The sequence below is a fragment of the Micromonospora phytophila genome, from assembly GCF_023656545.1.
Lineage (GTDB): Bacteria > Actinomycetota > Actinomycetes > Mycobacteriales > Micromonosporaceae > Micromonospora > Micromonospora phytophila.
This window is the reverse complement of the sequence record NZ_JAMOKF010000125.1, coordinates 1-13859: the sequence shown is the minus strand read 5'-3', so window position 1 is coordinate 13859 and position 13859 is coordinate 1. Positions and strand designations below refer to the sequence as shown.

The following is a 13859-nucleotide window of genomic DNA, read 5'->3' as shown; positions in this document are numbered from 1 at the left end:
CGCGGCGGCGCGGCGCGGACACCGACCCGGCCGGCGATCCGGGCGAGATCACCATGTACTACCAACCGCAGATCGCCATCGCCACCGGCGAGGTGGTCGGCGTGGAGGCACTGCTGCGCTGGCGGCATCCCCGACGGGGAATGGTCGACCCGGAGGAGCTGATCCGGGTCGCCGAGCAGAGCGCGGTGATGCGGCTGCTCACCCGACGGGTGGTGGACGACGTGGTGGAACAGCTCGCCAAGTGGTCGGCCGCCGGGATCGGCCTGCGGGCGGCGCTCAACGTCAGCGTGCGGGACCTGCACACCGGGGAGATCGCCGACCAGATCGACGACCGGCTCACCCGCTACGGCGTGCCGCCGCAGCGGCTGCAGGTGGAGATCACCGAGGGCGCCCTGATGGCCGACCCGCGCCGGGTGCTGGCCACCATCTCCCGGCTGCACCGCATCGGCGTCGGCATCGCGCTGGACGACTTCGGCACCGGCTACTCGTCCTTGCAGCACCTGCGCCGGCTGCCGTTGTCCGAGGTGAAGGTGGACCGCTCCTTCGTCCTGGGGATGGCCGAGGACGGCGACGACGCGGCGATCGTCCGGTCGATGATCGAGCTGGCCGGCGCGCTGGGGCTGCGCGTGGTCGCCGAGGGCGTGGAGGACGAACGCACCTGGCGGATGCTGCACGCCGCCGGCTGCGACGCCGCCCAGGGCTGGTTCTACGCCCGGCCGATGCCGGCCGAGGAGCTGGTCGCCTGGCTGGCCCGCTACCGTCCGGTCCGTCCGACCCCCGGCCCGGACCCGGAGATACCCCGCCGCCACGCCCGCTGACCTCCCGGCGTACGTCCCGGAGGGGGAGTCGGGGACGCGCCGCCGACGCGGAACAATAGACTCGCTGCGGTCACCGCGCGTCACGCACCACCGGCCGCGCGGCCGGCACCCGACCCGATCAGCAGCACCGTCACGAAGGGGGCAACGATGGCCGCCATCTCCCGCGAGGAGGTCGCGCACCTGGCGCGGCTGTCGCGGCTCGCCGTCACGGAGGAGGAGCTGGACACCTTCGCCGGCCAGCTCGACGTGATCCTCCAGGCGGTCGCGCAGGTCGGCGAGGTCACCGCGGCGGACATCCCGCCGACCTCCCACTCGGTGCCGTTGACGAACGTGCTGCGCGACGACGTGGTGACGCCGTGCCTGACCCCGGAAGAGGCGCTGTCGGGCGCACCCGACGCCGAGGAGCAGCGGTTCCGCGTACCGCGGATCCTGGATGAGGATGTGGCTTCATGAGTGACCTGACGCGGATGACCGCGACGGAGATCGCCGGCCTGGTGGCCGGCGGCGAGACCAGCGCCGTCGAGGTCACCCGGGCCCACCTGGACCGGATCGCCGCGGTCGACGACCGGGTGCACGCCTTCCTGCACGTCGACAGCGCGGGGGCGCTGGCCGCCGCCCGGCAGGTGGACGACCGCCGGGCCGCGGGCGAGCAGCTCGGCCCGCTGGCCGGCGTGCCGGTCGCGGTCAAGGACGTGCTGGCCACCAAGGGGGTGCCGACCACCGTTGGGTCGAAGATCCTCCAGGGCTGGCGCCCGCCGTACGACGCGACGATCGTGCAGCGGCTGCGCGCCGCCGGCACGGTGATGCTCGGCAAGACCAACATGGACGAGTTCGCGATGGGCTCCTCCACCGAATACTCCGCGTACGGGGTGACCCACAACCCGTGGGACCTGGACCGGATCCCGGGCGGCTCCGGTGGCGGCAGCGCCGCCGCGCTGGCCGCGTACGAGGCACCGCTGGCCATCGGCTCGGACACCGGCGGCTCGATCCGCCAGCCGGGCGCGGTCACCGGCACCGTCGGCGCGAAGCCCACCTACGGCGGCACCTCCCGCTACGGCCTGGTGGCGTTCTCCTCGTCGCTGGACACCCCCGGCCCGTGCGCCCGTACGGTGCTCGACGCCGCGCTGCTGCACGAGGTGATCGGCGGGCACGACCCGCGCGACTCCACCTCCATCCCGCAGCCGGTGCCGGACGTGGTGGCCGCCGCGAAGCTCGGCGCGACCGGTGACCTGACCGGCGTGAAGCTCGGCATCGTCAGCGAATTCACCGGCGAGGGGGCCGAGCCGGGCGTGCTGGCCGCGTTCCGCGAGTCGGTCGACGCGCTCACCAAGCTGGGCGCCGAGATCGTCGAGGTCTCCTGCCCGAACTTCAAGTACGCGCTGCCGGCGTACTACCTCATCGCGCCGAGCGAGTGCTCCTCCAACCTGGCCCGGTTCGACGGCGTCCGGTTCGGCCTGCGGGTCGGCGACGACGGCAACCGGTCGCTGGAGGAGGTCATGTCGCTGACCCGCGAGGCCGGCTTCGGCCCCGAGGTCAAGCGCCGGATCATGATCGGCACCTACGCGCTGTCGTCGGGCTACTACGACGCCTACTATGGGCAGGCGCAGAAGGTCCGCACCCTGATCACCCGGGACTTCACCGCCGCCTTCGAGCAGGTCGACGCGCTGATCTCGCCGACCACCCCGTTCGTGGCGTTCCCGATCGGGGCGCGCACCTCCGACCCGTACCAGATGTACCTGGCCGACCTGTTCACCATCCCGACCAACCTCTACGGCGGGCCGGGCATCTCGGTGCCCTGCGGCCTCTCCGACGGGCTGCCGGTCGGTCTGCAGATCATGGCCCCGACGATGGCCGACGACCGGATGTACCGGGTCGCCGCCGCGCTGGAAAGCGTCGTCGGCACCTTCACCCCACCGGCACTGTGAGGCAGGAGCTCAGATGACGACGACACTGCCCGCGTACGACGAGGTCGTCGCGCGCTACGAACCGGTGATCGGCCTGGAGACCCACGTCGAGCTGGGCACGAACACCAAGATGTTCTGCGGCTGCCCCACCGACTTCGGTGGCGAGCCGAACACCCGGGTCTGCCCGGTCTGCCTGGGCCTGCCCGGCTCGCTGCCGGTGGCCAACAAGGCGGCCATCGAGGCGACCATCCGGATCGGCCTGGCCCTGAACTGCTCCATCGCCGAGTGGTGCCGCTTCGCCCGGAAGAACTACTTCTACCCGGACATGCCGAAGAACTTCCAGATCAGCCAGTACGACGAGCCGCTCTGCGTCGACGGTTACCTGGACGTCGAGGTCAACGGGGAACTGGTCCGCATCGGCATCGAGCGGGTGCACCTGGAGGAGGACACCGGCAAGACGCTGCACGTCGGCGGCGCCACCGGCCGCATCCACGGTGCGACCGAGTCGCTGGTCGACTACAACCGCGCCGGCATCCCGCTCGTCGAGATCGTCACCAAGCCGGTCCCCGGCACCGGCGCGCTGGCGCCCGAGGTGGCCAAGGCGTACGTGGCCGAGCTGCGCGACGTCATCCGCTCACTTGGCGTCTCGGACGTGCGGATGGAGGAGGGGTCGCTGCGCTGCGACGTCAACACCTCCCTCAACCTGCCCGGCGAGGAGTGGGGCACCCGCACCGAGACCAAGAACGTCAACTCGCTGCGTTCGGTCGAGCGTGCGGTGCGTTCGGAGATCCTGCGGCAGGCGTCGGTGCTCGACGCCGGTGGCCGGATCTTCCAGGAGACCCGGCACTTCCAGGAGGACACCGGGGACACCCGGCCGGGCCGGTCCAAGGAGACCGCCACCGACTACCGGTACTTCCCGGAGCCGGACCTGGTGCCGCTCGCGCCGGACGCCGTCTGGGTGGCCGAGCTGAAGGCCGCCCTGCCGGAGCTGCCCCGGCTGCACCGCCGGCGGTTGCAGGAGCAGTGGGGCCTGTCCGAGCTGGACATGCAGTCGGTGCTCAACGCCGGCGCGGTGGAGCTGATCGAGCAGACCATCGCCGCCGGAGCGACCCCGGCCGCCGCCCGCAAGTGGTGGCTGGGCGAGCTGTCCCGCCGGGCCAACGAGACGGGCGCGGAGCTGAGCGACGTCGGGGCCACCCCGGAACAGGTCGCCGAGCTGCAGGGCCTGGTCGACGCCGGCAAGCTCAACGACAAGCTCGCCCGAACCGTCCTGGAGGGCGTGGTCGCCGGCGAGGGCTCGCCGACCGAGGTGATGGCCAACCGGAACCTGGAAGTCGTGTCGGACACCGGCGCGCTCACCGCCGCCGTAGACGAGGCGATCGCCGCCAACCCGGGCATCGCCGACAAGATCCGCAGCGGCAAGGTCGCGGCGGCCGGCGCGCTGGTCGGCGCGGTCATGAAGACCACCCGCGGCCAGGCCGACGCCAAGACCGTCCGCGAGCTGATCCTGGAGCGCCTCAGCGCCCAGGGCTGAGCCCACCTTCGAAGGCCGCCGTCCGACCCGGCGGCGGCCTTCGGCTTCGAGTACGCGGCCACCCCGCACCCCCCTCGGCAGGGCGTCAACGGCGACGCCCGGATGGAGCCACCGTGAACGACCGCCCCGAGCACGACCTCGATGTCCTCGACGAGATCCAGCAGCGGGTGCTCTGGCTCGCCACGCGGATCGTGGACGCGGCCAACCACGACCGGAACACCGGCGACGGGGTGAAGGTCGGCGGGCACCAGGCGTCCAGCGCGTCGCTGGTCACCGCGATGACCGCGCTCTGGTTCGCCCACCTGGACGCCGAGGACCGGGTCGCGGTCAAGCCGCACGCCTCGCCGGTCTTCCACGCCGTCCAGTACCTGCTGGGCAATCTGGACCGGTCGTACCTGCCGACGCTGCGGGCGCGCGGTGGGCTCCAGTCGTACCCGTCGCGGACCAAGGACCCGGACGAGGTGGACTTCTCCACCGGCTCGGTCGGCCTGGGCGCGGCGGCGCCGCTCTTCGCCGCGGTGACCCGCCGCTACGTCGATGCGCACTTCGGCGCCCGTCCGCACTCCCGGTTCGTCGCGCTGATCGGCGACGCCGAGCTGGACGAGGGGAACATCTGGGAGGCGGTGGCCGATCCGGCCACCACGGGTCTGGGCAACGTGATGTGGCTGGTCGACTTCAACCGCCAGTCGCTGGACCGGGTGGTGCCCGGGGTGCGGATCAACCAGTGGCGCGGCCAGTTCGAGGCTGCCGGCTGGCACGTCGTGGAGGTCAAGTACGGCCGCAAGCTCGCCGAGGCGTACGCCCGGCCGGGCGGCGAGCGGCTGCGCGACTGGATCGACCTGATGCCGAACGAGCAGTACCAGTCGCTGTTCGGGCTGGCCGGGCCGGCGCTGCGCAAGCAGTTCCTCGACGGCGCGCCGGCCGGGATCGCCGAGTTCATCGCGGACATCGGAGACGACGAGCTGGGTCCGCTCGTCACCGACCTGGGCGGGCACGACCTGGCGGCGATGCTCGACGCGTACGCCCAGTGCGACGCGGTCACCGACCGGCCCAGCGTGGTCTTCGCGTACACCGTCAAGGGTTGGGGGTTGCCGATCGCCGGCAATCCGCGCAACCATTCCGCGCTGCTCACCACGGAGCAGGTCGCCGCCCTGCGCGCCGCGCGCGGCCTGACCGCCGAGACCGAGTGGGACCGCCTCGACCCGGCGTCCCCGGCGGGCATCCGGGCCGGCGAGCGCCGGGAGGCCCTGTCCCGCGCGCCCCGCGAGCGGGCGTTGGGGGTCACCGTCCCGGAGAGCACCCGGGTACGCGCGAACAAGCCGATCTCCACGCAGGAGGTCTTCGGCCGGGTGCTGGTGGAGCTGGCCCGCGACGCCCAGGTCGGCCGCCACCTGGTCACCACCGCGCCGGACGTGGCCACCTCGACGAACCTGGCCGGGTTCATCAACAAGACCGGTGTGTTCGCCCCGACGGAGCAGCGCTCCTGGACGGAGGACCGGATGCTGCGCTGGACCGAGAGCCCTTCGGGCCAGCACATCGAGCTGGGCATCTCGGAGATGAACCTGTTCCTGCTGCTCGGCCAGCTCGGGCTCTCCTGGGACCTGTCGGGCCAGCCGCTGCTGCCGGTCGGCACGGTCTACGACCCGTTCGTGCTGCGGGGGCTCGACGCGTTCCTCTACGGCACCTACTCCGGCTCCCGGTTCGTGGTCGCCGGCACCCCGTCGGGCATCACTCTCGCCCCGGAGGGCGGCGCGCACCAGTCGACCATCACCGCCTCGGTGGGCCTGGAGCTGCCCGGCGTGACCTTCCTCGAACCGGCGTACGCGGCCACCCTGGACTGGCTGCTCTGCGACGCGCTGGGCCAGATCGCCGGCGGGTCGACGCCGCCGGCGACGGCCGCGCCGGCGGAGGACGGGGCGTACTACTTCCGGCTCAGCACCCGCCCCATCGACCAGGCGCCCTTCGAAGCGGCCCGGGCCCGGCTCGGTGACGCGGTGCTGCGCCGGCAGGCCGTCGCCGGGGCGTACCGGCTGGTGGACGCCCACCAGGCGTACCCGCACCTGGCGGACGCCCCGGTGGTGCAGCTGGCCGCCTCCGGCGCGGTGCTGCCGGAGGTGCTGGCGGCCGCGGCGGAACTCGCCGAGGAGGGCATCGCGGCGCACGTCGTTGACGTCACCTCCCTGGACCGGCTCTACCGGGCCTGGCAGCGCACCCTGCGCCAGGGCGTCCGCACGGCGACCGTGCCGAGCGTGCCGGGCGCGCTGCGCTCAGCGTTCGTCGACCGGGTGCCGGTGGTGACCGTGCACGACGCCGCGTCGCACGCGATGGCCTGGCTCGGCTCGGCGCTCGGTGCCCCGGCGGTGCCGCTCGGGGTGGACGAGTTCGGCCAGTCCGGAAGCGTCCGGGAGCTGTACGAGCTGCACGACCTGCTCCCCGGCAGCATCGTCAACGCCGCCCTCGCCGCCCTGTCCCTCCGCTGACGCCCATGACCGTTCCTGCGCGCGTTCCCTCACGTCGGGGCCGTCGGGCCGTCGCGGGCTTGACGGCGCGGGCTTGAGGGCGCGGGCTTGAGAGCGCGGGCGGGGGAGCGTGGGTGGGAGAGCGTGGACGATGCGCCGGACGCGCAGCTCAGCCGAAGATCCTGGATTCACACAGGGTGACAACATGGCACGGTCACTCAATGTCACCGTGGACCCTGCTCCCCGCAGACCGCATCCGACGCTTTGCTCTGCACCCACATACGCACCGCCCTGTTTACCAGGCCTTCTGCTGGGTTGACAGAGCTGTCGCGACTGCTGTGAGTAACCGGTGCGTATTGGGCAGCAGAGCAAAGGGCTCGATGGTGTGGGGCAGCAGCAGGCTGCACCTCACGGTCCGTAACGCGGCTTCCAGATCCTCTGCGAGGCCCACCTGCTGCCCGGGGCGCGCGGTCACCCAAGCGGAGGCGCAATGGTTCAGGCGGCAGGTGGGTCAGGGGTCAGCGGGTCAGGCTCAGCGGGTCTGGGCTGAGCGGGTCTGGGCTGAGCGGGTCTGGGCTGAGCGGGTCGGGGTCAGCGGGTCGGGGTGGGGGTGACCGGAGCGGGGGCGCCCGCCTTCGGGTTCTCCACCACGTGCCGCTCCAGGTTCACCTGCGCCTGTCCGGTGCCGCCGACGGTGATGTCGTCGTACGCCTGGAGCATCTTGTCCTTGTCGAAGTAGAGCACGCTCATCGACAGCGGGGTGGGCTTCTCGCCCTCGAGGCCGCGCAGCCCGGCACCCCCGGTCGAGCCCTGCACCATCAGCTGGGTGGAGGTCCGCCCGGGCACCTGCGGCAGCTTCGACATCTGCCGGTTGTGGGTGTGCCCGGCCAGCACCAGCGGGCAGGTGCCGGAGAGCGGGCCGGCGGAGGCCGGGTCGTGGACCAGCGCGATGTTCACCGGGCTCGGTGAGCTGCGCACCGTGGCGGCGAGCTGGTCGCCGACGTCGATGAGTTGGTCCGCCACCTGCTTGGTGAGGCCGCTGCCGGCCGGTGAGGTGTTCTTGTCGGGGGTGAAGCGCGGGTCGCCGATGCCGGCGATGGTGAGTCCCGCGATCGTGGTGGTTGAGTTGCTGAGCACCCGCGCGTTCGGCTGGCGGGCCACCGCCGCGGCGGTCTTCCCCGAGTCGTGGTTTCCCCGGATGTAGACGTACGGCTTCCGGAGCAGGCCGATGGAGCCGACGAAGGAGGCCTCCGGCTCGCTGCCCCAGTCGGTGATGTCCCCGGTGTCGATCACCACGTCGATGTCGAACTGCTCCACCACCGTGCGGATGAGCTGCCAGCCGGTCGGGTTGAGGTGCATGTCGGAGACGTGCAGCACCCGGGTCGTGCCGGGCGCCGGCTCGTAGACGGGCAGCGACGACACGGTGGTGTAGAGCTGGCTGACGTTGCCGACGATGCGTTGGAGCTGCTCGGCGTACTTGCTGTAGTCGTTGGCGATCCGGCGGGCGTCGCCGACGATCGCGGGCGCGTTGACCAGCAGCCCCTCGTAGCGCGGCTCCTCGATCGACTGGGGGCGGAGGGTCGCTGCGGCGGCGCCGAGGCTGCCGGCGGTGATCACGAGGGCCAGCGCGCCGGCCCAGGCCGCCCGGCGGGCGTCGCGGAAGACCAGCAGGGCCAGCAGCAGGGTGACCAGCACCGCCGAGGCGAGCGTACGCATGCCGAGTCGCATCACGCCCTCGCGGACGTCTTCGACGGCCGACTGGCTGGCCTGGTTGATGCTGGCCGGGTCGTCGAGCAGGGCCTCGGTGCGGCTCTGGTCCAGCGCGCCCAGGTCCACCCTGAGGTGGGTCGGCCCGTCGTGGCTGTCCAGCAGCAGCGCGCCCAGCGGGGGAACGTCGACGGTGGTGCTGCCGGTGATCGCCGGGGCCACCGTCAGCTCGGCCTGGAACGGCCCGATGTCGGTGGTGACCCGGCCACCGGCGAGCACCCCGATCACCACCCCGGCGAGGGCGACGGTCACGACCGCCAGGGTCACGCCCGCGGCGCGCAGGCCGCGGCGCCACCCCCTCCGGTCGGCGGCGCCCCGACGCCGCGGCGCGAGACGCCGGGCACGACCGGTCACCGGGGTCTCGTCGCCCCGGGTGGACCGTTCCTCGTTCTCCTGCCCGTCCATGCTGAGATTGTCACCTGCCCAAGGGAGGATCTTGGCAAACCCCGGGCGAGTCGGTGCGTCAGCTGCGGCCGGCGCCGCCACCGGCGAAGACCAGACGCAGCAGCCGGTCGTCCTCCGGCTCCGGATTGCCCCGGCCGTCGTGGTTGGAGGTGCTCGCCCAGATCGAGCCGTCCGGAGCCACGGCGACGGCACGCAGCCGCCCGTAGCGGTCGGTCAACAGGTCGCGGGGCTGGCCGAGCACGGTGCCGGTGTCGGTCAGCTCCACCAGCCAGAGCCGCTTGCCGCGCAGACACGCGGTGACCAGCAGCCGGTCCGCCGCGGTCAGGCCCGAGCAGGAGGCGTCCGAGGTCGGCCACTGCGTGATCGGGTTGACGAAACGCTTGTCGTCGGCGCGCCCCTCGACCTGCGGCCAGCCGTAGTTGCGTCCCTTGGTGATCTGGTTGATCTCGTCCCAGGTGTTCTGGCCGAACTCGACGGCGTACATCCGCTTGCCGGCGTCCCAGGCGAAGCCCTGCACGTTGCGGTGCCCGAACGACCAGACGGGGGAGTTCGGGAACGGGTTGCCGGGCGCCGGCTTGCCGTCCGGGGTGATCCGCAGGATCTTGCCGCCGAGGCGCTTGACGTCCTGGGACTGCGGCCGGTCACCCGCGTCGCCGGTGCTGGCGTAGAGGTGGCCGTCCGGGCCGAAGGCGAGGCCACCGCCGTTGTGGATGCCCGCCTTGGGGATGCCGGTGAGGATCGGGGTCGGCTGCCCGCTCAGCTCCAGCCGGGCGATCCGGTTGTCCCGCTCCGTGGTGTAGTAGACGAAGACCGTCCGGTCCCGCTGGTAGGCGGGTGAGACGGCGATGCCCATCAGCCCGCCCTCGCCGCCCGCGGCCACGTCGGCGATGGTCTGCACCGGCGTGACCTTCAGCCCGTCGGGCCCCGACTCCGGGCCGACCCGGAGGATCCGCCCGCTGTCCCGCTCGGTGACCAGGGCCGCGCCGTCGGGCAGGAAGGCGATCGCCCACGGCACCCGCAGCCCCTTGGCCAGCACGGTGGTGACCACCTCCTGGCCGGCCCCGCCCGGGCTCGCCGTCGCCGAGGGGGTCGGGAAGGTGGGCGGTTCACCGGCCGGATCCGGCTCCGGCTCACCGAGGCTGCAACCGCCGGCGGCCAGCAGCAGCGCCGCGCAGGACGCCGCGAGGGCCGCGCGGAGGCGGCGGGTGCGAGGGTACGGGGGACGGGCGCTCACCCGGCCCAGGGTAGCCGCCCACCCGTCCATCCGGGCCCGGCGGAACGGACCGGTTGCCGGGACGGGGTCAGCGGGCCCGGACGGCGAGCAGCGCGATGTCGTCCTCCCGGCTGTCCGCGGCGGTCAGCAGCAGGTCGCAGAACTCGTCCAGCCCCAGCCGGTACGTGCCGCCGAGCCGCTCGACCAGCTCCGCCATGCTCTCGTCCATGGACCGGTCCCGCCGTTCCACCAGCCCGTCGGTGTAGAGCAGCAGGGTGTCACCCGCGGCCAGATGCGTCTCCCGGCTGGTCCGGCGTACCGCACGGGCGAGACCGAGCAGCGGCTCCGGCGTCCCGTCCAGCACCTGCACCGCGCCCGCGGCCCGCACCACCAGCGGCGGCGGGTGCCCGGCGTTGCACCAGGTGACCCACTGACCGCCGGCCGGGTCGGCCCGGAGCCGGACCAGGGTGGCGGTGGCGGCGACGGGGATGCGCAGCCCGCGCATCGCGCCGTCCAGGTGGGTCATCAGCTCACCCACCGCGTCCGGTCGGCCGTAGGCGTTGCCCCGCACGAGGTTGCGTAGCTGACCCATGGTCGCCGCGGCCTCGATGTCGTGGCCGGCGACGTCCCCGATCGCTGCGATCACGTCCCCGCCGGGCTGCACGAAGGCGTCGTACCAGTCGCCGCCGACCTCCACCCGGTCCGCCGCGGGCTGGTAGCGGGCGGCCAGCTCCAGGTCGTCCGTGGTGGGCAGCTGCGGCAGCATGCTGTGTTGCAGGACGTGGGCGACGTGCCGCTGCTCGCCGTACATCCAGCTGTTGGCGATCGCCTGCCCAGCGCGGCGGCCGATGTCCAGGGCGGTGATCATGTCGCCGTCGTCGAAGGGGCGCCGCTGCGCCCCGTTGACCAGCGTGATGCAGCCGAGCACCCGGCCCCGGCCGGCGTCGGTGATCGGGACGCTGAGGTGCGACGCGAAGCCCAGCCGGGCGGCGATCTCCGACATCTCCGCGCCGATCGTGCCGCGTCGCACGTCGGCGAGGGTGGCCGCGCTGCCCAGCACGGGCCGGCCCGTGCGTAGCACCGCCCGGGTGATCGACTGTGGGCCGAGCCGGGTGCCCATCAGCTCGGCGAAGCGGGTGACGTCCCGGGCCCGGGTCGGGTCCCGGTGGGCGGAGACCACGTCCCGGGGTGACCCGTTCGAGCCGACCAGGCTGACCAGGCACCAGTCGGCGAGCAGCGGCACCATGGTGTCGCCGAGGCGGCGCAGCGCGGTGTCCACGTCCAACGTCCCGGCCAGGGTCTCGCTCAGCCCGGCCAGCAGGTCCAACCGCTGGTGCGCCTCCTCGCTGCGTTGCCGCGCCTGCTCGGCGCCCTGCAACGCGATCCGCAGCCGCAGCTCGGACGAGCACGCGGCGGCCAGGTCGGCGAGGGTCCGCAGCTGCTCCGCCGTCCACGCGCGCGGCTTGTTGTCGATCGCGCAGAGCGACCCGAGGACCCGGCCGTCCAGGTCCGTCAGGGGCATGCCGGCGTACGCCACCACGCCCAGGTCGGGCACGGCCAGGTTGTCCCGCACCCGGGGGTAGAGCCGGGCGTCCGGCAGCACCATCGGAACCGCGATGTCCACGACGTGCTGGCAGAAGGAGTGGCTCAGCGGGGTCTCCCGCCGGCCGGCCCAGGGCTCGGGGAGGCCGGTCTCGCCGGGGAAGAACTGGCGGTCGGCGGTGACCAGGGAGACCAGCGCGACCGGCACGTCGAGCAGGTCCGCGACCAGCCGGGCGAACCGGTCGAACGCCTCGTCCGGGGCGGCCCCCAACCGGGTTTCGGCGAGAGACCGCAGCCGGTCGGGGTCGCTGAGCGCCGGGATCGGGGCGGCACGCCTCGCGGAGTCCTCGCGCATGCCCTCGGTCATTGACCACCTGTCTGTGGACTCCTGGGAGGCCGGCCGGCGCTCCGAGCCTCGGTTATACCCCGTCGGGCCCGCGATCGACCCGTCCAGTGGACAGTCACGCTGATCACGGGGCGGAGCCGGGGCGGCGGCGGCCCGTTCGGGTGCCGGGCGCGCCCCGACCGGCCGGGATCCGGGTCGGGGGCCTATCGTCGGCGGGCGTGAAGGTATGGATCCCGCACGAGGCCGGTCGGACACTGCTGGGCGAGCTGCCCCCGGGCGTGACGGTCGAGGCGGTCGAGGATCCGACCCGGCTCCCCTCGGAGGTGGCCGGGGTCCGGTTCTGGGTGCCGCCCTTCCTGGCCGGCGCCGACGCCACCGCGCTGTTGGCGGAACTGCCCGACGTGGCGGTGGTGCAGCTGCTCTCCGCGGGCGCGGACGCCTGGGCCGGGCGGGTCCCCGACGGGGTGATGCTCTGCGACGCCCGGGGCGTGCACGATCCCTCCACCGCCGAGTGGGTGGTCGCCGCGATCCTGTCGCAGCTGCGGGCCTTCCCCGCCCTGGCCCGGGCGCAGGCCCGGCGCGAGTGGGCGTACGACGAGGTGGCCCCCACCGACGAGCTGGCCGGCAAGCGGGTGCTGATCGTCGGGGCGGGCTCGATCGGGACCGCGGTGCGGGCCCGGCTGGCGCCGTTCGAGGTGAGTTTCACCCTGGTGGCCCGGACCGCCCGACCGGAGCAGGGGGTGCACGGCGTCGACGAGCTGCCGGTGCTGCTGCCCGAGGCCGACGTGGTGGTGGTGCTGGTGCCGCTGACCGGGCAGACCCGGGGCCTGATCGACGAGAAGTTCCTCGCCGCGATGCCGGACGGTGCCCTGCTGGTCAACGCGGCCCGGGGGCCGGTGGCCCGGACCGGGGCGCTGGTGGCCGAGCTGCGGAGCGGCCGGATCTCGGCCGCCTTGGACGTCACCGACCCCGAGCCGCTGCCCGCCGACCATCCGTTGTGGACGCTGCCCAACGTGCTGCTCACCCCGCATGTGGCGGGGTCGGTGCGGGGTCTGCTGCCGAGGGCGTACCGGCTGGTCGGTGAGCAGGTGCGGCGGTTCGCGGCCGGCGAGCCGCTGATCAACGCGGTGGTCGAGGGCTACTGAGCCGCGCCGGGCAGGCTCTGCCCGGTGGCGGAGACCAGCCGGGGCAGCTCCGTGCCCTTCACGGCCGGCAGCAGTACCTGCTCGCCGTCGTCGAGCCGGGCGACCGCCCGGCCGCGCGGGTCGGCGGTCAGCTCGACCACGTGGTCCCAGCTGATCCGCCGCTGCCCTACGAGTGCCCGCAGCCGCAGTTCGCGGGAGTCGGCGTCGGTGCCCGCCCGCCAGGCCCACACCCCGACGGCCAGCGGGACCAGCAGGACCGGCAGCAGGTACCACTGGGCGTCGGCCAGCGGCAGGGCGCCGATGAAGGCGATGACCGCGGCGACCAGGATCGCCTGGTTGTGCCGGAAGCGGACGGTCTCGGAGCTGCTCACCCTCCGATGATCCCATCCGGGCCCGGCCCGGTCCGCGCCGGGCGGCACGGGGGCGCACCGTTCCACGTGACGGGGGTCACTGTCGCTTCGGCGTCACCCGTTCCGGTCCCGCTCGTTGACGACGGTTGGGTAGCGGACTGTCGACGTCCGGCGCCCCGCACCGTCGCACCGCCCGTGCCCCCTCACGAAGGCGACCGCCGTGCCTCTCGCGTACCCGCTCCGCGCTCCCGCCTCGCGTCCGGCCGTGCCGGAGACCGTCGTCCTCGCGGCGGTCACGCTGCTCCTGGTGGCCGGCGCGGCCGGCGCGGTGCCGGCGCTGGCCGTGGTGGCGCTCGCCGGCGCCGCCGGCTCCGCG

Annotated in this window: 10 protein-coding genes; 6 read left to right on the top strand and 4 right to left on the bottom strand. The window is 73.5% G+C overall.

Annotated features, from left to right (window positions below; genetic code table 11):
* From NCC78_RS16545 to NCC78_RS16525, 5 genes are all read left to right on the top strand, one after another.
* Window positions 1-818, top strand: an 818-nt coding sequence (locus NCC78_RS16545) for an EAL domain-containing protein (RefSeq protein ID WP_250795474.1), incomplete at its 5' end; no start/stop codon positions are given.
* Between the two features lie 147 nt (window positions 819-965).
* Window positions 966-1271, top strand: a complete 306-nt coding sequence (gatC, locus tag NCC78_RS16540) for an Asp-tRNA(Asn)/Glu-tRNA(Gln) amidotransferase subunit GatC (RefSeq protein WP_111212474.1) — start codon at window positions 966-968, stop codon at window positions 1269-1271.
* A complete protein-coding gene (gene gatA, locus NCC78_RS16535) occupies window positions 1268-2743 on the top strand; it encodes an Asp-tRNA(Asn)/Glu-tRNA(Gln) amidotransferase subunit GatA (protein WP_250795473.1) in 1476 nt (491 codons plus the stop codon). The genes gatC and gatA overlap by 4 nt, the downstream gene beginning before the upstream one ends.
* A gap of 13 nt (window positions 2744-2756) precedes the next feature.
* Window positions 2757-4256, top strand: coding sequence for an Asp-tRNA(Asn)/Glu-tRNA(Gln) amidotransferase subunit GatB (gene gatB, locus NCC78_RS16530; protein WP_250795472.1), 1500 nt, complete (start codon window positions 2757-2759; stop codon window positions 4254-4256).
* Between the two features lie 113 nt (window positions 4257-4369).
* Window positions 4370-6736, top strand: coding sequence for a thiamine pyrophosphate-binding protein (locus NCC78_RS16525; protein ID WP_250795471.1), 2367 nt, complete (start codon window positions 4370-4372; stop codon window positions 6734-6736).
* 570 nt (window positions 6737-7306) lie between these two features.
* Here the strand turns inward: NCC78_RS16525 and NCC78_RS16520 are convergent.
* The 3 genes from NCC78_RS16520 to NCC78_RS16510 form a co-directional block, all read right to left on the bottom strand.
* Window positions 7307-8887 carry a metallophosphoesterase gene (locus NCC78_RS16520; protein WP_250795470.1) on the bottom strand — a complete coding sequence of 527 codons (1581 nt, stop codon included), beginning with the start codon at window positions 8885-8887 and terminating at the stop codon, window positions 7307-7309.
* Window positions 8888-8945: 58 nt separating this feature from the next.
* Entirely contained in the window at window positions 8946-10121 is a 1176-nt protein-coding gene (locus NCC78_RS16515) for a PQQ-dependent sugar dehydrogenase (protein WP_250795468.1), read from the bottom strand.
* Window positions 10122-10188: 67 nt separating this feature from the next.
* On the bottom strand, window positions 10189-12009 hold the full coding sequence (locus NCC78_RS16510) for a SpoIIE family protein phosphatase (protein ID WP_250795467.1): 1821 nt from the start codon (window positions 12007-12009) through the stop codon (window positions 10189-10191).
* Between the two features lie 197 nt (window positions 12010-12206).
* On the opposite strand from NCC78_RS16510, the gene NCC78_RS16505 reads away from it, so the two are divergent.
* A complete protein-coding gene (locus NCC78_RS16505; RefSeq protein ID WP_250795466.1) occupies window positions 12207-13133 on the top strand; it encodes a 2-hydroxyacid dehydrogenase in 927 nt (308 codons plus the stop codon).
* Here the strand turns inward: NCC78_RS16505 and NCC78_RS16500 are convergent.
* Window positions 13127-13504 (bottom strand): PH domain-containing protein, encoded by a 378-nt coding sequence (locus tag NCC78_RS16500; protein WP_250795465.1) that lies wholly within the window; start codon window positions 13502-13504, stop codon window positions 13127-13129. The genes NCC78_RS16505 and NCC78_RS16500 overlap by 7 nt on opposite strands.
* Between the last annotated feature and the right edge of the window lie 355 nt (window positions 13505-13859).